This is a genomic window from Chitinophaga sp. (assembly GCF_036569185.1).
GTDB lineage: Bacteria > Bacteroidota > Bacteroidia > Chitinophagales > Chitinophagaceae > Chitinophaga.
The window spans coordinates 1-21702 of sequence record NZ_DATCRD010000420.1 but is presented as its reverse complement, the minus strand read 5'-3'; the positions used below and the strand labels follow the sequence as shown (position 1 = coordinate 21702).

The following is a 21702-nucleotide window of genomic DNA, read 5'->3' as shown; positions in this document are numbered from 1 at the left end:
TTATGGATAAATACGATCATACAGGAATATTCATCAACACCGAAGGCGCTGCCACCTTCCGGCTATGGGCGCCTCTCCGCCGGGAGGTGGCGCTGTTGCTGGCAGACCGGCAGCTGGCGATGACGCCAACAGGCAACGGCTACTGGGAACTAACGGTAACGGATATATACCCGGGCGCGCGGTACACTTACCTGCTGGATAATACCGTGCAGCGGCCCGATCCCGCTTCCCGCTGGCAGCCCGAAGGCGTGCATGGCCCCTCCGCTATTCCCGAAGCATCGTTCCAATTTACTGATGATCACTGGACCGGCCTGGAACCGGAACAAATGATCATCTATGAAATCCATACCGGCACTTTTTCTTCAGAAGGTACCTTTCGCGGTATTATACAACAACTGCACTACCTGAAAGAGCTTGGCATCACTGCTATTGAACTGATGCCGCTGGCACAATTTCCCGGCAACCGCAACTGGGGATACGACGGCGTATATCCGTTTGCGGTACACAACAGCTACGGTACGCCGGATGACATGAAAACGCTTGTAAACGCCGCCCACGCGATGGGAATAGCCATGATCCTTGATGTAGTATACAACCACCAGGGACCGGAAGGCAACTACTTCTCCGACTTCGCCCCCTGGTTCAATGATCACTATAAAACGCCCTGGGGCGCTGCTATCAACTTCGATGGCCCGTACAGCAATGGTGTGCGCAGCTTTTATATACAGAATGCCCTGATGTGGCTGGAGGAATTTCATTTCGATGGTCTGCGTCTTGATGCGGTGCATGCCTTTGTGGATACCAGTGCAGTGCATTTTACGGAAGAATTATCGGTTGCGGTAAAGGCGCTGCAGGAACGTACAGGCAAAAGAAAAGTACTGATCGGTGAAACAGACCTCAACAACCCTCGCTTTATAAACCCTGTAAGCGCCGGCGGGTATGGCCTGGATGCACAATGGGCGGATGAATTCCACCACGCGCTGCATAGCGCGTTAACCGGCGAAAGGCAGGGTTATTATGAAGATTTCGGAGAAGTATCGCACCTGGCCGCCTCATTTGAACATGCCTATGTTTACACCGGCCAGTATTCCGTGCACCGGAAAAGAAATTTCGGCAGACTTCCCTCCGGCAATCCTTTTCACCAGTTTGTGGTGTTTGCGCAGAATCATGACCAGGTAGGCAACCGCATGCAGGGAGAACGCCTTTCGTTGTTACTGTGTTTTGAAGCGCTGAAACTTGCTGCTGCTGCCGTAATACTATCTCCCTTTATTCCTTTGTTATTTATGGGAGAAGAATACGGGGAGAAAAACCCCTTCCTGTTCTTCACTTCCCATACGGATCCCGGCCTTATAAAGGCGGTGCAGGAAGGGCGCAGGAAAGAATTTGCATATGCCGGTGAAGCGCCGGACCCACAGGCGCCTGCCACTTTTCAGCAAAGCAAATTAAGCTGGAACACTACCGGCAACGACAATGCTGCACTGCTGGCCTGTTATAAAGCGCTGTTGCTGCTGCGCCGCCAGCGGCCGGCACTTTGTAACGGCGACCGTGAAAGCGCCCGGGTGCATCACGCGGAAAATGAAAACATCCTGGTACTGGAGCGCCGCATGAATGCAGAAGCGCTGCTCATTGTTCTTAACTTCGACAGCCACGCACAAAAAATACCTTTTACCACACATGGGCGCCTGCGGAAAATATTTGATTCCGCGGGTACTGAATTTAACGGACCGGGCACATTACCTGTAGCTGATGATAATAGCCCGCTGATGATACAACCCTTATCTGCTGTTGTTTATGAAATTACCGCTTATGAAAACTGATACCAATTACCCGCTTTCCACCTATCGCGTACAATTTAATGAAGCGTTCACATTTGCACACCTGGAAGCCATACTTGATTACCTGCAACAGTTGGGCATCTCCACCATTTATGCGTCGCCCATATTCGATGCAGTACCGGGAAGCCGGCACGGGTATGATGGTATTGCTCCTTACCGGATCAACCCTGCCATTGGCACCCTGGATGATCTGCGCAGGATCAGCGCTTCGCTCCGGCAGCGCGGCATGACCTGGGTACAGGACATTGTTCCCAATCATATGGCGCTGCATCCCGGCAATGAATGGCTGATGGATGTACTGGAAAGAGGACCGGTTTCCCCCTGGTATCATTTTTTTGATATCGACTGGGAATACCACGACCCGCAACTGCATGGGCGACTCATGGTTCCTTTCCTGGACCGGTCGTTGCCGCAGGCGGTCTCTGAAAAACAAATTACCCTTACCGCCGGTGAAAACGGTTTTCAGTTCAATACCGGCAGCCTGGCCTTTCCCCTGTCTGTTACTGCTTACGATATACTGCTGGATACTTTTGAAGATACACACCAGGAGATACGCGAATGCCTGCTAACACTACAGCAGAACGGCCGGCTGGCATTGCCGGCTGAAGAGTGGCAGCGGCTTAAACAAACCCTGTTTAACAGCCTGCTCAAAGTACCCGCATTTGCCGGGTTCCTGGAAAAGGTAAACAACCATGAAGCACTGCTTAACCTGTTACTGGAACAACAGTACTACCTGCTCACACACTGGCAGGAAACAGCACAGCGCATTAACTACCGCCGCTTTTTCACTATCAACGGGCTTATTACGCTGCGTATGGAAGATAAACAGGTATTTGATGCCTGGCATTCCTTTACGCATGAGTTATACCGGGAAAACCTGATCCAGGGATTACGTATAGATCATATTGATGGCCTGGCAGAACCAGCCATTTATGTACGCAGGCTACGGGAGCTTTTCGGGGAAGCATGTTATATCATAGCGGAAAAGATCCTGGGAGAGGAAGAATCACTACCAGCCGGCTGGGGGCTTGACGGCACCACCGGTTATGAGTTCCTGTCGGATGTAAACCACCTGCTTACCAATCATGGCGGCGATGAAAAGATCAGCCGCTTTTACCGGGCACAGTTTCCCGGGCTTGCCAAATACCGGCAGCTGGTGCAGAATAAAAAAACGATGATCCTGCAAACACAGCTCAGCGCCGAATGGGATAACCTGGTATCCCTGCTGTATGAGTACCGGCTGGCCCCAAAAAACACGGATCGCCAAAGGCTGAAAGCCGCATTGGGTTTGTGGATGGTGTGCATGCCCGTATACCGGATCTACCCCGGCTCATGGCCATTGCCGGATAATGATATCTGCATCCTGGAGGAAGCCATTACAGCCGCTGCCCAACGCGCCCCTGCATTGGCAGATGAATTTGCATTGTTCCGGTGGTGGTGGAAAGAAGATGTTGAAAAGCCTGCGGTTATTCTAAAGTTTTTAAAAAGACTGATGCAGTTCACCGGGCCGCTTACCGCCAAAGGTGTGGAAGACACGGTGTTTTATGTATACAACGCGTTGCTGTCGCACAACGAAGTGGGAGATTCGCCCGCCGGTTATAAATGCACGCCGGCCGCTTTCCATGAACGCAGTATTAAACGGCAACAGCAGTTCCCAGGTTCCCTGAATGCCACCGCTACTCACGATACCAAACGCGGAGAGGATGCCCGTATACGTTTAAACGTGCTCACCCTGCTGCCGGATCTGTGGATCCAGCAGGTACAACAGTGGCATGCCATGAACAGTTCTTTCCGGGAAAATGGGGCGCCCACTAAAAATGACGAATACTTTATTTACCAGTCCATTATTGCAGGATATCCTGCGCGCAATGCTCCTGAGGATAATTTTATTCAACGGCTTTCTGATTATATCATCAAAGCGTTGCGCGAATCGAAAGAGCACAGTAACTGGTCGCAACCCGATGAAGCATATGAAAACAGCTGCCTTGGCTTTGTCCGCCAGCTGTTTTCCCCGGAGCATGGCTTTGTGGAAAGTCTCCATGCCTTTATGGAAAAAATCAATCAACATGCCCAGGTGTATTCATTAAGCCAGGTACTGGTTAAAATCACTTCACCGGGCATACCGGATATATACCAGGGCTGCGAATTATGGGACTTCAGCTTTGTAGATCCTGATAACCGCCAGCCTGTGAATTATCCTGACCGTATGAATATGTTATCACTCCTGCTGCAGCTGGAAAAAGATGATCCTGCAGCATTGATGAAACTGCTGCAGGAAAACCGCCGTTTTGCCTGGGAGAAATTATTTACCTGCGCCAAAGCCCTGCAATTCAGGAATGCACATGCCCCGTTGTTTCAGCAAGGCGCTTACCTACCGCTCAGCGGGGAGCAGGACCCGGTAATAGCTTATGCCAGGCAATATGAACAGGATACCTGCCTGGTCATAGCGCCTTTACCTGGCCCCGGGAATTTTGAACAGTGCTGGTTACTGCTGGAGGATCATTTGCCACAGCAATGGCGGGATATATTTACCGGGGAAAAAATTACTACAGAAAACGGGAAGCTTCCCCTGGCCTTGCTGGATCGCTTCCCGGTTGCATTGCTGGAGAAAATATCAGGTTGATTTATCTTCTTCCTTCATTAATAAAATAAGAGATCTTCCTGCAGCCATTACCCGGTCGCCACTTTTATACACGCCTTCTTCACTGGTAGCAGTGTTTACCACTATCTTCCAGTGATCTCCATACTCCGCAGGCGGTAATTGAAACGCGAGCTCTTCATGATGTGCGTTAAAGATGATATAAAAACTATCGTCCAGTATCTTATTACCTTTTTCATCACGGGTACGTAAACTCAGCCCGTTCAGATAAACACCGAGAGAGCGGGCAAAATCGGTATCCCAGTGATCATCAGACATGGGTGCTCCTTCCGGCAGGAACCAGGCAATATCCTCTACCCCTACGCTTTCCACCGGCTCGCCACGGAACCAGCGCTTGCGGCGGAATACCGGGTGCTGCCGGCGAAGCGTTATCATCTTTTGGGTAAATGCAATCAACTCCTGGTCCATTTCCTGCCAGTTGAGCCAGCTCACCTCATTGTCCTGGCAGTAAGCATTATTGTTGCCCTGCTGTGTTCTTCCTGCTTCATCGCCTGCCAGCAACATGGGAACGCCCTGCGACAATAACAGGGTGGCGATAAAGTTTCTCTTCTGCCGGGCTCTTAAAGTATTTATCAACGGGTCTTGCGAAGGGCCTTCGCTACCGCAGTTCCAGGAGCGGTTATGGCTTTCGCCGTCGTTATTGTTTTCGCCGTTGGCTTCATTATGTTTTTCATTGTAGGATACCAGGTCGTGCAACGTAAACCCATCATGCGCTGTAATGAAATTAACGCTGGCAGTAGGGCGGCGGTAGTCTTCCTTGTAAAGATCAGCGCTGCCGGTAATACGCGAGGCAAATTCTGCAAGGGTGCTGTCGGCGCCGCGCCAGTAATCGCGGATGCTGTCGCGGTATTTACCATTCCACTCCGCCCATCCCGGTGGGAACTTGCCCACCTGGTATCCTCCTTCGCCGATGTCCCAGGGCTCTGCAATCAGCTTTACCTGTGAAATCACGGGGTCCTGGTGGATGATGTCGAAGAAAGCGCTCAGCCGGTCGACCTCATGCAGCTCGCGCGCCAGCGTAGCCGCCAGGTCAAAACGGAAACCATCCACATGCATTTCCGTGATCCAGTAACGGAGGCTGTCCATAATCAGCCGCAATACATTCGGCAACCGTGCATTCAATGTATTGCCGGTGCCCGTATAATCCATGTAATATCTTTTATCGTCCGTAAGCCGGTAATACACGGCGTTATCCACTCCTTTAAAGGAAAGCGTGGGGCCCAGGTGATTTCCTTCCGCGGTGTGGTTGTATACTACGTCCAGGATCACTTCGATACCAGCGGCATGCAGGGCTTTCACCATTTCCTTAAATTCCCTTACCTGTTCCCCGCAGGCGCCCGATGCAGCGTACCTGGCATCCGGCGCAAAGAAACCGATGGTATTGTATCCCCAGTAATTGGTTAGCCCCTTGTCTACCAGATGGCGATCGGCTACAAAATGATGCACCGGCATCAGTTCTACTGCGGTAATACCCAGCTGCTTTATATAATCAATGGCTGCCGGATGCGCCAACCCCTGGTAGGTACCGCGTATTTCTTCCGGGATACCGGGGTGCAGTTTGGTAAAGCCTTTCACATGTGTTTCATAAATAATGGTTTGCTGGTAAGGAATTCTGGGTGGTTTATCATTGCCCCAGTCAAACTGTTGATCTATTACCACACTTTTGGGAATAAAAGGAGCGCTGTCTGTTTCGTTGTAGCTCAGGTCTTCGTTTGCATGCCCCGATTCATAGCCAAACAGGGAGTTGTGCCAGTTGATAGTACCGCTTATTGCTTTTGCATAAGGATCTATCAGCAGTTTGTGAGGGTTGAAGCGGTGCCCTTCCGATGGCTCGTAGGGGCCATGTACACGGTAACCATACAGAAGACCAGGCTTTGCGCCGGGGAGAAATATATGCCACACGTTAGCGCTGCGCTCCTGGAGACGGATGGTATCATAAGCTTCTCCTCCGGGATCGTTGAACAGGCACAGCTCTACCCTGGTGGCGTTTTCAGCGTATAATGCAAAATTCACTCCTTCGCCATTCCAGGTAGCGCCCAAAGGGAACGGGCTTCCCGGGTATGTTGTTGTTTCCATGAGGTGAATACTTTTAAGGACTTCCATCTTATCAAAGCCGGTGCCATATACGGGTGAAAATATCATTATATTTGCTTAGACCAGCAATTGAATAATGGACCCGTTATCGACCCTTCACATCCGGATCATCAACCAGGTTTTTGAACTGGATAAAAAAACGACTGCAAAACCCGAGTTGTTATCCCTGCAACGTAATATAGAGCGGATCAAACAACATTTTGAAGAAGCCGGTTATACTATCGTAAACCCGCTGGGAGAGCCCTACCGGGAAACGCGGGTGGATTATGAAGCCAGTATCACCGGCGAGATGTCGGCGGATATGGAAATCGTAAACGTGATCAAACCGGTGGTGTACTATACGGAAGGAGGACAAAAATCCATTTTACAAAAAGGTGTAGTCATCGCCGCCGCAAAATAAACCTATGAGCAACCAGATTAACTTCGGTATTGACCTCGGCACTACCAATTCCCTGATCGCCCGCTTCCAGAACGGCGCCGTGGAAATTTTCAAGAACCCCTTCGGCCAGAAAGAAACGCTGCCTTCGGTAGTGGCCTTCCGGAAAGACCGGATCATTGTGGGCGACAAAGCCCGTGAGCTGATAGAGAAAGATCCTGAAAATGTGTTCTCTTCTTTCAAAAGAAAAATGGGCACCTCTGAATCTTTCTTTGTGCCCAACACCAGCGATTTTAAAACACCGGTGGAACTGTCGGCACTGGTGCTCCGCGAGTTGAAGAACTTTATTTATACCGGCGAAAAACCGGAAGCAGTGGTCATTACCATCCCTGCCTCTTTTGATACCATACAGTCGAATGCTACCAAAAAAGCCGGGAACGATGCAGGTTTCCGCGAGGTATTACTGTTACAGGAACCCATTGCCGCCAGCCTGGCTTTTGCCAACAAACAGGCCAATGCCACATCCCTGCAGGGGCAGTGGCTGGTATACGATCTTGGCGGCGGCACCTTCGATGTGGCGCTGGTGAAAATTGTAGACGGGGAAATGCGCGTTACCGATCATGAAGGGGATAATTATCTTGGCGGGGTCGACTTCGACATTGCTATCATTGAACAACTGGTAATCCCTGCACTGCTGCAGCAACACCCCATCCCCGACCTGCTCATGGAAATGCGCAGCGCGCGCGGAAAATACAATACCCTGTATCATATCCTGCTGAAAAAAGCAGAGGAGGCCAAAGTGCAACTCACTAACAGTCCTGCTGCTGAAATAGAATTCGAGATCACAGATGCCGGCGGCAATACGCAGGACATCTACCTCACCATTACCCGGGAACAATTTGATACGGTGATCTACAACCGTGTACAATACTCCGTTGATCTTGTAAAAAAGATCATCGACCGCAACCACCTTACTGCCGCAGATATCAAAGAAATAGTGATGATTGGCGGAAGCACCTATATACCGCTGGTGAAAAACCTGGTGGCGGCACAACTGGGCATACCGGTAAACTGCAGCGTAGATCCTACTACCGCCGTTGCCGCAGGCGCAGCATGGTACGCCGGCACCAAAACCATCAGCCAGGCGCAACAGGCAGGAAATAAACCGTTGGCCGCAGGCGTGCCCGACATCCGGTTTAAAACTGCTTACCAGAAAAATACCGCCGACCGGGAAGAATATTTTACAGCTATTGTAACCGGCCCCGTAACAGGGCTCAGCTACCGTATAGTACGTGCGGATGGCGGCTTCGACAGCGGCATTAAACCCCTGCAGGAACGCATTTCCGAAATGCTGCTGCTGGCGGAAAATACCAGCAACACGTTCAATATCCTGGTATTCGACGCCGCTCACAATGAGTTGGATGTGCAAGCCCCGGTGATCGCCATTTCACAGGGTAAGTTCAATATTCATGGCCAGCCATTGCCAAACGATATCTGTATAGAAATAGATGACCTGGAAAACAACGCCACCAAACTGGAACTGATCTTTGAAAAGAATGCCATCCTGCCCCTGCGGAAAACCATCATCAAGGAAGTGATGAAAACAATATTGCGCAGTGGGCGCGACAGCCTCCTGATCAACGTACTGGAAGGCAGCAGGTATGCCATTCCCGGCAGTTGCGTTCCGTTGGGCATGATCGAAATAAAAAGCACTGATCTCATCACCGATCTTGTAAAAGGCTCCGATGTGGAAATTACACTGCAGATCAGCGAAAGCAGGGACCTTTCCGTGAAAGCAGTACTGCTCATGAATGAGCAGGAATTTTCCGAAGTATTTAACCCGATGGTGAGAAAAATCAATACCGGTAAACTGCAGGATGATATCCGGCAACTTCGTTTGAATGCATCTGACAAACTAAAGTCGTTCCGGAAAAACCAGCAATACGAACTGGCTGCCACCGTGCAGGAAATCATGACGGATCTTGATCATATCAGCCACCGCCTGGAACTGCTCAGCGCCGATGATATTACCGATGAAAAATACCAGCTGGAAGAAAAGAAACGTAAACTGGCCCAACAGCTGGACAGTACCGGGAAAGACCAGCTGATCGTGGAAATTACGGAGTTGTATTTTCAACGGAAAGACTACTGTTTGTATAATATCAGGGAAGAAGAAGACAATAGCCGGATGGCCCGCTTTGAAAAGATCATCGCCGATGAAAGCGCTTATTTATCGTCGCAAAGCTACTACGCCATCAAGGCAAAAATTGATGAGCTGAATGATCTGAGCTGGGAAATAAGACGCAACAAACCCGAAACCTGGATCAACGCCTATTACTACTACGCCAACATAAATACGGAAGAATATACAGATCCGCAAACAGCTTCGCGCTTTAAGGAAATCGGCGAACGCGCACTGGAACGGAAAAATTATGATGAGCTGAAAGTGGCGGTGAATCAACTGTACAACCTGATGCCGGATACAAAAAAAGAAAGGGATCAGTTGAAAGGAACCGGTATCGGTTAATCGCCTATTTCCATCTCTATGCCTGCTGCATTATTTTCCAGCAGGTTAAAATACAGATGGCCATTAACCGATAGCCCTATCTCAATAGGAATGTTCCTGTCGGATGTAGCCCAGTACCTGGGATCCAGCTTGAATATCAGGTTGCTTTCTTTCAGGAACTGGTTAGAGTTTTTATAAGGCATCAGAAAAAATCCCCTGACCCGGTATCCCTTCACATCATCCATCGCGTATTGGGCTTCCTTTGTACCATCCCAATGCAGGCCCACATACATATACAGCCGGTTAACCGCCAGCTGCAGGGGCACAAAAGCGCTGTCGCCCGGCGAGATGTAACAGGAATAAAAAGTATCCGGTGTCTGGATCATTGCTATAGCAGGAACTATTAAGCGGTTGTAGAGATGCAGGCTTTGCCGGTGAACCGGGTTCCCTTTGGGTGATGGATGGCTCTCCTGCTGCCCATGTTCCGCCATCTTCAATATAGCAGTATCGTTTGTTTTCCTGAACGGCCTGTTCAGGGCCGCCATAAAATCAGGACCGTATACATCCTCTCCTGTTACCGGCGTTTTGCTGGTATCTTTCTTGTTTAAAGGATAGATAGAATCTGTTTGCAGGTGATATAAAAGATATTTTACCGGCTCATTAGTGCGGGTATGTTCAAAGTAACCGAAGGTGGTAACTATTTCAGGCCGTGGTTTTGTTTCTATTAATGAGAAAAAAAGACGGGACAACAGTACTGCTGATACAATCAATATCAATGTTCCGGTTCCCTCTTCACTAATTCCTTTGGGTCTGAGCGGGCCTAACCAATACCCTATCCGTTGCGCCAGCTTCATTTTCTTTTTATACTCCTTCACCCTCGCTTTCCACCGCTCCTTTTCCTCCTGCACATGGATAGTGGTATCCAGCTTACTTACCAACTCTACTGCGGCCATCCCGTTCCTGTAATCTTTCCGGTATATCGCCAGCCCCAGGTTGATGAGGGAAATACCGTAATCGCTTCTCCATTCATGAAATGCTTTTGGCAATATATTCAACTGTTGCACCAGCGTGATATTGGCAAAACCCGATAGTTCCTTCCAGGGCATAAATGCTCCGTTCCTCAGCTTCTCAATAATAATTTTCAGGTGTTCTTCCAGCATCCCAACATACCGGAATATGCGTTTATAGCTGGTAGTGGTATGCGCTCCATCCAATAGCCAGGGGTTGGCAAAAAGATCGGTAGTAGGTTGCAGCTGATTTTTTTTCAGGCTATCTATCACTGCATCGGTAAATAACGGCTCATAGTAAGGAGAAATAAATTTCCGGAAAGCCAGGTCTTCATAAACGGGGTTATTTGCAAACCTGCCGGTAATTTCCCCTTTATCCAGGAAGTGTAACAGCACCGGATCCGCCGCTATCTGCGCATGAAAGAACAATTCCTTTCCGGCTGCCAGCTGGTCAAAAAACTGTAACAGCTGGTGCTTATCAAATACCCAATCACCTGTTTTGAACTGCTTGTCGTCCGACAATTCCAGTTCTGCCAGCATTTTTTTCCGGAGAAGGGATAACGCAGCGGCATCTCCCGTATCTACGGGCCCACCATGAACTGCCTCCAGGAAAATAACAGGATTCACATATTTCATAAGAAAGCAAAATAAATAAAATAAACGCGGCTATCTTCCAAAATCAAAAAAATAAAATCAGCATAATCATCGTAATCCTGAGTCAGACAAAATCCGCGTCAGACAAAATCCGCGGCTACTCCATCGGGATCAGGTCTACCCCGTTGAAATTATTTGTGAGCTGCCGGAGCTGCAGTTGTTGTTGCCTATCTTTCTGCGACAGGAAAATTTCCACCGGTATATATCGGTTGGAGCGCTGCCAGTAGCTGCTGTCGAGGTTTAGCTGCAGACAGGATGTTTTCAGGAAATTCAGGGCATCATAAACCGGCAGCAGGAAAAAACCTTTAGCACGATAAGATGGTACATAGTGCATTGCATACTTCGCTTTGCATTCAGGGTCCCATCCCGTGCCGGCATAAAAATATACCCGGCTGATGGACAAAGGGAGGGGCACAAAGGCGCTATCGAAGGGTGCAATGTAGCAGGAGTAAAAAGAATCAGGCGTTTGCACCATGGTGATCAGTGCGCCGTCCTGGTGGTTAAAAACACGCATGCTTTGCCGGTGTAAGGGATCGGTCCAGGAGCTGTCTTCCGGCGTCCAGTTCCTTGCCCTGCCAAAAGGCGGGCGTATAAAGCCGGCGCCATAATCGCCCTGCATCCGCACGGCTTTCATAAAATCAGCGCCGTAAGGGTCTGTACCCGTTGCAGGCGCTGCGGTTAACATCTTCTCCCCCCGTTTCTCTGTGTCTATCAGTAACTGCGATAACAGGTATTGCATGGTGAGCGAAGTACGGGCGCCCATAAAGAGACTGTTCTCACTTTCCTTTACATTAATGCGGGGAGTAAAGGCCTGTTCAAAATGAGCGCCAATGCCTATCGCCGCAATAATGGCAATAGCAATTCCTCCTTTGAGAAGCGTGTCCCTGAGCAGTTTCCGGCGATCTTTCTTTTGCCGGTAACCGGCGCCAAAAAACCTGGCCAGCAGGGATTTACGGCTGATGGCTTTTTCTTCCAGCTGCCGGAAGTATCTTTCTGTTTCCTCCCGCACATAAGCTCCGCATTTTAGTGTTTTTACTGCGCGAAGGATCTCCAGCGCTTTTTTATTCTCACGGGTGCCGTCCAGTGCCAGCGCGAAATTGATCATCAGGATGCCGTAGTTGTTCCTGAATTCCTGGAAAATATCCGGTAGCGCATTCAGCACGCGCACCTGCTGTAAACCTGCATAGGGCAAGGCTTCTCTCCACCGGGAGTTAGGATTCAACCGCCGGCGGGCTTCTGCGTCTTCCAGTATTCTATATGGCTCCTGTAAAGCACGGAATATTTTGTCGTAGCTACGGTGCTGGTGCCCGCCATCCATGAGCAATGGGTTGGCATACAACTGCTGTAACAGCGGCGCCTGTTGTTGCCTGATACTGTTCACTACCGCAGCGGTAAATAACGGTTCATAAAACGGCGCTATAAAAGCGAGGAAGGAGGGCGTGTTGTAAACAGGGTTCTCATTAAAAAGCCCTGCCGGTTTACCGGTTTCCAGGAAAACTGACAGGGCCGTATCGTTATTGATCTGTTGATAGAAATGTAATCTTTCGGGCGACTGCAATTCATCAAAGAAGTGCAGCAGGTCGTTTTTACTGAGCCATTGCGCTCCTGTGCGTAATACCTTTTCTTCTGATAATTCCAGCTCTGCCAACATTTTTTTCCGGAGAAGGGATACTGCAGCGGCATCATCTGCTGCTACGGGCCCGCCATTCATCTTCTCCAGGAAAGCAAAGGGATCCAGGTATTTCATATACCGGCAAAATACTAAAAAAAGTAATCAGCCTGGTCAGGAAAACAACAGGTAAGCCAGTATGAGCGTAACAATTACATTGAAGGACTGGGCTACCAGGAACGCATATACGGGTTTCCTGCTTTCCGTACCTATCAGGTCTTTAAAATTTGTTTCCAGTCCTATGCTGGTGAATGCCAGCGCAAACCAAACTCCCTGCAAGCTTTTCAGCGATCCTTTTACCGGTGCAATGGCTGCGGGCGACAATAAAAAGGAAAACACCAGCGACGCTACGATAAAGCCGATCACGAATTTGGGAAATCTTTCCCATATCACTTTCAATGTAGGTTTCTGTTCCTTATCCGCTGCATTCGGATGTTTGGTATAGGTCCAGTATACAGAGATGGCAAAAGCCGCAATACCCAATAACACATTCTGTGAAAACTTCACGATGGTACTGATCTTCAGCGCGGTTTCACCCACCAGTGATCCGGAGGCCACCACTGCGCCGGTAGTGTCTATACTACCTCCCAGCCAGGCGCCGGTTACAGCTTCCGGGAACTGGAAATAATGGGCAATCATCGGCATAAAGATCATCATTGGGATAGCGGTGATGAGCACCAGTGAAATTACCAGCGACAACTTCTTTGCATCTCCCTTGATAGCGCCGGAGGTAGCAATGGCAGCCGATACCCCGCAAATAGATACTGCGCTGGATAACATCATGGTGAGCTCGTTATCTATCTTCAGCCGTTTACATACCCAATATGAAAAATACCATACCGAAAGCACTACTACCAATGCCTGTATCAGTCCCAGGGAACCGGCTTTCAGCACATCCGAAAAAATAACGGTAGTGCCCAGCAATACCAGACCTATCTTCACAAAAAATTCCGAGGTCAGTGATTCCCGGAACCAGGCAGGCAGTTTAAAAAGATTACCGATCAGCAAACCAATAATGAGGCTGAAAATAACCGCTTCCAGTCCCAGTTCATTCATGGCGGCATTGCCTGCCACGATGAGCGCCAGTGTGGTTAATACAAACACCACAGGGAATACCACCAGGGTGTTTTTCAGTGAACGGCCGGTGAGAAAGGATCCCAGCAGGGCTACCAGCAACACGTAAATGAACTGTGCGCCGATCTTTAAAAAGTTGGCGCCGGTGAGCACCTTCGTGGTAAGGTCGCCGGCAGTGCTCCATTTGTAATCCGGTAAAGCAACGTGCACTCCTGCCAGTGAAAGGAGGATGATCAGGAAACCCAGTGCAACTATGGCCCAATCTTCCTGTAAATAAGACTTAACTCCAGGCATATTTATTCATTAAGATAGTGACGGTTTAAAAAAAATCTTTCAGCACTGCATTGGCGGCGTGGAATCCGCACATGCCATGAACGCCGCCTCCCGGCGGTGTGGCGGAAGAACAGATATAGATCCCTTTGGCTGATGTACGGTAAGGCGATATACGGCAGGCTGGCCGTGTATAGAGCTGCCGGATATCGATGATACCGCCATTGATATCGCCGCCTACATAGTTCGGGTTATACAGCTCCATTTGCTGCGCATTCATGGTATGCTTTGCCAGTATGAGATCGCGGAACCCGGGTGCAAAGCGTTCTATCTGCCGCTCAATAATGTCGGTCATATCTGCATCAGTGCCGTTGGGCACGTGGCAGTAGGCCCATGCCGTATGTTTCCCGGCGGGGGCCCTTTCATCGAACAAGCTTTGCTGTGATACCAGTACGTATGGCGCCTGGGAAATGATACCGCCGTATGCCTGCTGCTCCGACAGGGCAATTTCCTCGAAGCTGCCGCCCAGGTGAACCGTAGCAGCCTGCCTGCATTCCGGTGCGGTGAAAGGAATAGGGCCGTTCAGCGCCCAATCCATTTTAAATACGCCGGGGCCATAACGGTAACGGGCCAGCTGTTTCCTGTATCCGGGTGAGAACCGGTCGCCCGCAATAGTGAGCAGTTGTTTCGGCGTAAGGTCAAACACCACTGCCCGGTGTGAGGGCAATTGCGACAGCGAACTAACGTGAACGCCTGTCTGAATTTCTCCTCCCAATGAAACAAAATACCCGGCCAATGCCCGTCCTATGGCCTGGGAGCCTCCTTTGGGCACCGGCCATCCGTGCCGGTGGCCTACGGCCGACAATACAATACCTATGGCTGCAGAAGCCACGTTGGTTAAAGGTTGTATGGAATGGGCCGTCATGCCCGCCCATAATCCTCTTGCTTTTTTTGTAGAAAACCTGTTGGCAATACCCGCCGCGGAATGTAGTGCATCCATGCCAAAACGTGCCATAAGAAAAGGATGCCGCGGAAAAGAAAAAGGCCCGAGGCTATCTTCCGCTATGGCTTCCCAGTGATCTGCCACGGGTTTTACCAGGCGGCGGTATGCTTTGCCATCTACGCCCAGTGCCTCCGCTGTTTCATCCAGGGAGCGCGCCAGGAAGGCCGCGGTGCCGTCGTCGAACGGGTGGGCTGCCTCCAGCGGCGAATAAACGAATTCCAGCCCGAAATCAGCCAGCGGGAGCCTGGAAAAGAAAGGAGAGCCTATGGCCATGGGATGTACTGCAGAGCACACATCGTGATAAAACCCCGGCAGCGTTAATTCTGCCGTGCGCATGCCGCCACCGATGATGTCTTTCGCTTCCAGCAGCAGTACGGACAATCCCTCCTGCTGCAGCCTGATGGCGGCCGACAAGCCATTGGGTCCGGATCCTACCACTACTACATCGTAATCTTTTTTCTCCATGAGCTGCTTTCTGCGGTGGAAAAACGTTTCCCCGCGCTGATTTATTAGTCTACAAACTTAGTATACTATTAACGGGAATGCAAATTATTTTTGAGAAAGATAATACTTTATTTCGCCTCTTCCACTACTACGCCCAGGCGTAGCGCTTTCAACCCGCTGAGCCCCTGCAGGTCTTCCAGTTCCAGCTCTTCCAGTTCCGGCAGCAGCACGCCGGTTTCCTGTAAATAGCGAATAAAAGGCAGGTAGTCGTCAATATCAGCCCGGTCGGAATAGATCAGGGCAATTTTATCGGGCTGGGTTAACCGTTCCTCTGTATCGCGGATATGTACTTTATCGATCCGCTTCTTGATCATCTGGTAGCGGATATTGTAAGCGCCTTCTACATCAAACTTCCGTTCATCTGCCCGGAAGCTGATATCAATAGGGTGGTTATGCACAAAGATCAGCTGCGTGGTGAACAGCTCTTTTTCCATCTTCGCTATCAGCGAGTGGGTGAGCTTTGTAATGGCCACCATAGACGATAACTGCCATAACCGGAGATTTTTCAGGTGGAAATGATTGAAAGGGCGGTTGGGCGCAATAGACTGGCCGATATAAATATCATATTCCACGCCGTCTGTCCTGAATTTTTCAAAATAACAGGGGTAAGATTCCTGTAATTTATTTTTCTCGGATTCCAGGTATTCGTTGGCGGTTTGCGTGATGAGTTGCATGGATACTTCCAGCGAGTCCTTGTTCACATTGCCGGCCATACTCTGCAGGCAGGCTTCAATCGTTTCCCGGGTAGCGGGATACTGCGCGGCGATATGCTGCAGGTAATTTACCGATTCTTCCTCCAGGAACCTGTTCAGTGCATTTTCATCCGAGGGACTGAGCTGCTGCTGTACCAATGCCTGCTGCCAGCGCTGGCAATGGTAGATCATTTCCCGGAGCAGGTCGTTCTGCTGGTACTTACGGAGCAGGTCCAGCGTACTGGCCAGGATGCTTAAATGACTGTCCAGGTCGGCGATAATAGCCTTATTCCTTTCCAGGGTAGAATTCCGGATATCAATAGCGCCATACAGCGGGTATACTTCTTTGAACAGGATATTACTGATAACAGCCGGCTGGTTCTTTTTCAGCCGGTACAGGTAATGCCAGGCGGCTTCATTGAATTTCCATTGTACCGCAGGTTGTATGGAAGTGAATTTCTCCTTGATCACTTTTTCTATCTCGCCATTAAATTCATCTATGTAGATCTGCAACAGCTGGGCAACAGCGTCTAATGCGGGTTCCAGGAGCGACAATGTTTTCTCATCGAACGTGTGGTCCTGCCAGGTATGTACTGCGAAGGCCCCCACGGGTTGACCCATATAAAAAAGCGGCATAATGGCCAGCGACTTTACCCCCTGCTGGCGGAAATATTCCAGGAATGCATATTCCTTACGGGTTTCCTTCCAGATATCCCCGGAAAAAAAGAACAGCGGTTTGGACATAAATGCTTTCGCATTCCGGCTGAAATCTTCCGGCGACAAGCGGCTTTCTCCCCAAACCTCGAACAAAATGCCGGTGCCCCCTTTTTCAAAACTATATACCGGGTTATCATTCACCCGCAGGAAAGGGAACAGGTCGAATTCTATGCGGCTGTCGCGCACCAGCGATTTCAGCGATAGGATCACCCGTTTAAAATTCTCTTCATTGATCAGCGTAGTACGCGATAAGCGCATGCCTGTAATATTCTCCACCGCCTTTACCGCCGTTACATCCGTTACGGTGATCACGCAGAAACCACGGAAACGGAACAGTTCCAGCGGCAGCATATCCAGCAGTATTTCCTCTCCGCCCCCTTCGCTGAAGTGGGTGTATAACTGTACAAAATCTATTTCCGGCAGTTCCCCGTTTGCCGTTACTGTAATAAAATCGGTGTTGATACTTACCTCGTAATACTGCAGCAAACCGGTGGCGGTATTCACGCCTTCATGGTATTGCTCCGTTTTTACCGGCGCCTTGAAATTATAGAGCCGTTGCAGGATGAGTGAATAGATCAGCGCTAATCTGTCCCGGTGATAATCGGCCTGGCTACGGGTTACTTCGTAGGTGTGCGAAGCGGCTTTATTTCCCAGCAATTCATAGATCAGGTCTGTGCCATAAAAAGTAATGGGCAGGAACGGAAAGCTAAGTCCCCATGCCAGTTGCTGCTCCGGGCGCGTTGCAGGAGAAACGCACGCATATACGTACTCCAGCAGCGGCGTATATTTCGTAATTTCTTCCAGCGGAATATCCCCGCGGCCAATATCTGACGCCTCAAATTCCGCCAGCGCTTCCCTGTATAACCGGGCCTTCACTGTCGGTTCTTCACTGATCCGCTGCTTAAGGTAGGAGATAAACGTTTCAAAGGATATGGCTGCATCTATAGCCAGTGGCTGCGCCTTATGTCCTGACACATCCAATATGGTTGTTTGCATAAAGGGGAATGTTCTTTTCTGGATCAAAGGTAGGGAAAACCGCGACTATTTACACGGTGTAACACACATGCAATGGCAGAACGCAGGAAATAGCTTATCTTGTTAACCTGTAATTTCACCCCGATACAAACACTTCTTAAACAGCTGCAAATCATGAAAACAATCTACCTGTTAACAGCTGCGTTATGCCTGTTAATTAACTCCGCTACCTTTGCCCAGCAAGACTCCGCCGCTATGATGAAAGCCTGGGCCGACTACATGACACCAGGCCCTGCACATCAGAAAATGGCCGAAGCCGATGGGGAATGGACAGCCGACATGACTTTCTGGGAAAGACCGGATGCTCCCCCTACCAAATCAACCGGCGCCGCCTCCTACAAAATGATCCTCGGCGGCCGCTATTGTGAAGGCCGTTATACCGCCAACATGATGGGCATGGCCTTTGAAGGCATCAGCACCATGGCATACGACAATGCGAAGAAAAAATACATCTCCACCTGGGTGGACAATATGGGCACCGGCATCATGGTGATGGAAGGTAAACCCACTTCATCCGGCGATGGAATAGAATTCACCGGCAAAGGACTGGACCCCACCACCGGCAAAGAACTCGACATGCGCCAGGTACTGAAATGGCAGGATAAAGACCATCACACCATGGAAATGTACAGGATTACAGATGGAAAAGAAACAAAAGACATGGAAATCAAATACACCCGCAAATAAATCTACCGGGATTAGCTTCCGGCGGAAGCTAATCCCTCTTTTTTAAAATATCAGTTACCTTATAATCCGGCGCCCCACCTGCGAAAGACGCCACCAGCGCTCCCAGCGCATTGGCAAATACCAGGCATTCCCTTGCTGTCTTTCCCCGGATAATGCTATGCAGGAACCCTGCCAGGAAAGCATCTCCACTGCCTATGGTATCTGCTACCTTCACCGTAATACCCGGTTCCACGTAAAAAACATCCTCCATAAACAACATAGCGCCCTCTCCACCCATGGTTACCACGATGGTGTTAATACTGAAACGCTCTGACAATAAGCGCACCGCCTGCTCTTTATCCACATAAGGATGATACCACCCGCTGACCAGCTCCAGTTCATTATTGTTCAGCTTCAGGATATCGCATTCTCCCAGCAGCCATTCCACATGCGCCTGCGTATAATGCGGCTCCCTTAAATTAATATCCAGCACTTTGATAACGCTTTCCTTCATCGCCTGCTGCAGGGTATGCAGCGATACCTTATTGCGCGAACAAAGGCTGCCAAATACAAAATAACGTGTAGCCTTGTCCTTTAGACGGGCAGCCAGCGCCGGCGCCCATTCAATAAAATCCCACGCTGCCGGGTACACGATATCATAATGCACATCATGCGGGTTGGTCATATCTGCATACACCTTCCCGGTTTCATGCTGTTCGTCTGTTTGCACCAGGCTGGTATCCAGCCCGTACCGGTGCAGCATATCCATTAATCCCTGCCCACGCGCATCACGCCCCACGCGCGATACCAGCGTTACCTGTTCACCCAGCTTCTGCAGGTGATAGGCCACATTCATCACCGCCCCGCCGGGCAATTCCTTCTCCGGTAAAATATCCCAGAGCATCTCACCAAAACAAACAATCCCGTCTGACATAATTTTTCTGCTTTGATTAAATATGATATTCCTGTACAACTACCTTTACAAAGTACGATAAAGCCCTTATATTTATAACAGGAAACCCTCCGCCCTTAAAAAGCTGTTCTCAATCACAGGTATATGAAGGTATCGCCCAAAGCAAAAATATGGCTGAAAGTACTGGCAGTTCTCATTATCATCAGGATTGTAACAGGCGTGGCGTTGTATTACCTGGTGGAACATAAATTTGTAAACATCATACGGTATATTGTTAACAAAGAATCCGGTAACGGCTATACGTTTGATGCAGATGATATCGACTTTTCCCTGTTCAGAAGAAACATCGTGATCAACGGCGCCCGGCTCACCGGGAAAGATACCGTGAATGTGGCTTCCCATTTCGATGTATCCATCCCGACGGTGTACCTTTCTATTCAGTCGTGGCGCGCGCTGATACTGCATAAAAAACTGCTGGTCGACAGTCTTTCCATTACCAGCCCTGCGCTGACCATACACGAACATATGGCACGGGGCCCGCGCCAGGAAGGGTTCCAGCTTTCTTCTATCGTGCAGCACCTGGAACAAACGCTTCAATACGTGAATGCGCGCATTGTGCACCTGCAAAACGGCTCGCTTGTATACAGCAAGGTAAACGGTCCGCCTCCCCTGCGCGTGGATCACTTCAATTTCGCTATCGTTAATTTTACGAAAGTAACCAATGCAGATAATCACATCCTGGGATCCGATGATGTGGAATTCTCCTTCGACCGGCAGCACTGGATCCTGCCCGATGGCAGGAACAGCATCAGTTTCAAACGGCTGCACTTCTCCGGTAAAAAACAGGTTTTTGAGCTCGATTCCGCTACCATCTACAGCGCCGCTACACCTGCCAAAGGAGAAATGCAGCTGCAGGCGGATAAGTTCTATTTCAGCGCACGGCACCTGCCCGCTATTTATATGCGGGAAGAACTGCTGATAGATACCCTCATATGTATCCGGCCGGTGCTCCGGCTTCCCGGCAGGAAGGTGAGCGCTAAAGACAAAAAGATAGTGCTGGACAGCCTACCCAACACCCTCTTCAAAAAAATGAACTTCCGCTATATCGAAGTAAAAGACGGGGAACTGCTGCTGCGGGGCAATGTATCTACCGGCGCCACCAAACGCAGTAACCTGAATATCTATAACCTTACCATTGCACATGATACCACGCCCGGTATTACGACCGACAGCATCGCACTCAATCTCGATAAAATAAAGTTCTATTCACTCGACAGCCTCTTCCAGCTTAGCGTAGACGAATTTATTCTGCAGCAGAATGATGTGCTCTTCAATAACGTGGAATATGGCCCTACCCAGTTAAACCGTTCCGGCAAAGGCTTAACCTTTCGTGCGCCTTCGCTGCGACTGAACAACGTAAGCCTCGAAGACCTGCTGAAAAAGCGCTTAAAAGCCTCCGGGGCAGTGCTTTACCAGCCCTGGATTACTTTCCTGGCCAAAGCAAAACAACCGGTAAAAGGTAAAATGCCGGCAGACAGTACCGCTATTAAAATGCCTGCCTTCTATCAAACACTGCACGGCCTCAGTGAACTGATCCAGGTGAATACCTTCCGGATCGTGGATGGTAATATCAACTTCACTGCCGCCGGTAAATCAAAGATGGTGCTACAGGTGAAAGACATTAACACCGATATACTGCTGCATAATTTCCTGCTCAGCGATTCACTGGTAGACATTAAACATGCCATGCCCAACCTGCATATCCGGCAAATGAAAGTGATAGCGCCCAAAGCGGATATCACGATGGATAACTATGCCTTTGATGGTACCCACCGTCATAACAAAGCCTCGAAAGCCACCGTGCTATTATCGAACGGCACCCGCATTGCCGCACAGGATCTTTACTGGGAAGTGTTCGACTGGGACGTATTCCAGCAAACAAAAGATATACAGGTAGATGTACTAAAAATAGGCGCCGTGAATATACAGGCGCATCACAATGGCGTTAAAAAAGAAGGGCCGGCAAAA

General features: G+C 49.6%; 13 protein-coding genes. 6 read left to right on the top strand and 7 right to left on the bottom strand.

Features of this window, described 5'->3' with window-relative positions; all coding sequences use genetic code 11:
* Window positions 1-2: 2 nt before the first annotated feature.
* Both treZ and treY read left to right on the top strand, forming a co-directional pair.
* Window positions 3-1817, top strand: coding sequence for a malto-oligosyltrehalose trehalohydrolase (gene treZ, locus VIM72_RS31500; protein ID WP_332006766.1), 1815 nt, complete (start codon window positions 3-5; stop codon window positions 1815-1817).
* Complete coding sequence (gene treY, locus VIM72_RS31495; protein ID WP_332006765.1) at window positions 1807-4458, top strand: malto-oligosyltrehalose synthase; 2652 nt, start codon at window positions 1807-1809, stop codon at window positions 4456-4458. The genes treZ and treY overlap by 11 nt, the downstream gene beginning before the upstream one ends.
* On the opposite strand, the gene glgX is transcribed toward treY, so the two are convergent.
* Window positions 4450-6570 (bottom strand): glycogen debranching protein GlgX, encoded by a 2121-nt coding sequence (gene glgX, locus VIM72_RS31490; protein WP_332006764.1) that lies wholly within the window; start codon window positions 6568-6570, stop codon window positions 4450-4452. The genes treY and glgX overlap by 9 nt on opposite strands.
* A gap of 94 nt (window positions 6571-6664) precedes the next feature.
* Here glgX and VIM72_RS31485 point away from each other — a divergent pair, with 94 nt between their 5' ends.
* Both VIM72_RS31485 and VIM72_RS31480 read left to right on the top strand, forming a co-directional pair.
* The gene (locus VIM72_RS31485) at window positions 6665-6988 is read left to right on the top strand and encodes a hypothetical protein (protein WP_332006763.1); all 324 of its coding nucleotides are present in this window, start codon (window positions 6665-6667) and stop codon (window positions 6986-6988) included.
* A 4-nt stretch (window positions 6989-6992) separates the two neighbouring features.
* Window positions 6993-9491 carry an Hsp70 family protein gene (locus tag VIM72_RS31480; RefSeq protein WP_332006762.1) on the top strand — a complete coding sequence of 833 codons (2499 nt, stop codon included), beginning with the start codon at window positions 6993-6995 and terminating at the stop codon, window positions 9489-9491.
* Here the strand turns inward: VIM72_RS31480 and VIM72_RS31475 are convergent.
* The 5 genes from VIM72_RS31475 to VIM72_RS31455 form a co-directional block, all read right to left on the bottom strand.
* Window positions 9488-11113, bottom strand: a complete 1626-nt coding sequence (locus VIM72_RS31475) for a hypothetical protein (RefSeq protein WP_332006761.1) — start codon at window positions 11111-11113, stop codon at window positions 9488-9490. The genes VIM72_RS31480 and VIM72_RS31475 overlap by 4 nt on opposite strands.
* 115 nt (window positions 11114-11228) lie before the next feature.
* Window positions 11229-12878, bottom strand: coding sequence for a hypothetical protein (locus VIM72_RS31470; protein WP_332006760.1), 1650 nt, complete (start codon window positions 12876-12878; stop codon window positions 11229-11231).
* Between the two features lie 36 nt (window positions 12879-12914).
* Window positions 12915-14168, bottom strand: coding sequence for a YeiH family protein (locus VIM72_RS31465; RefSeq protein WP_332006759.1), 1254 nt, complete (start codon window positions 14166-14168; stop codon window positions 12915-12917).
* Between the two features lie 25 nt (window positions 14169-14193).
* The gene (locus tag VIM72_RS31460) at window positions 14194-15612 is read right to left on the bottom strand and encodes an NAD(P)/FAD-dependent oxidoreductase (protein ID WP_332006758.1); all 1419 of its coding nucleotides are present in this window, start codon (window positions 15610-15612) and stop codon (window positions 14194-14196) included.
* 107 nt (window positions 15613-15719) lie between these two features.
* The gene (locus tag VIM72_RS31455; RefSeq protein ID WP_332006757.1) at window positions 15720-18056 is read right to left on the bottom strand and encodes a GAF domain-containing protein; all 2337 of its coding nucleotides are present in this window, start codon (window positions 18054-18056) and stop codon (window positions 15720-15722) included.
* A gap of 153 nt (window positions 18057-18209) precedes the next feature.
* Here VIM72_RS31455 and VIM72_RS31450 point away from each other — a divergent pair, with 153 nt between their 5' ends.
* Window positions 18210-18782 carry a DUF1579 domain-containing protein gene (locus VIM72_RS31450; RefSeq protein ID WP_332006756.1) on the top strand — a complete coding sequence of 191 codons (573 nt, stop codon included), beginning with the start codon at window positions 18210-18212 and terminating at the stop codon, window positions 18780-18782.
* Between the two features lie 28 nt (window positions 18783-18810).
* On the opposite strand, the gene VIM72_RS31445 is transcribed toward VIM72_RS31450, so the two are convergent.
* Window positions 18811-19695 carry a carbohydrate kinase gene (locus VIM72_RS31445; protein ID WP_332006755.1) on the bottom strand — a complete coding sequence of 295 codons (885 nt, stop codon included), beginning with the start codon at window positions 19693-19695 and terminating at the stop codon, window positions 18811-18813.
* 123 nt (window positions 19696-19818) lie between these two features.
* Here VIM72_RS31445 and VIM72_RS31440 point away from each other — a divergent pair.
* A partial coding sequence (locus VIM72_RS31440) for a hypothetical protein (protein ID WP_332006754.1) occupies window positions 19819-21702 on the top strand: 1884 nt, incomplete at its 3' end.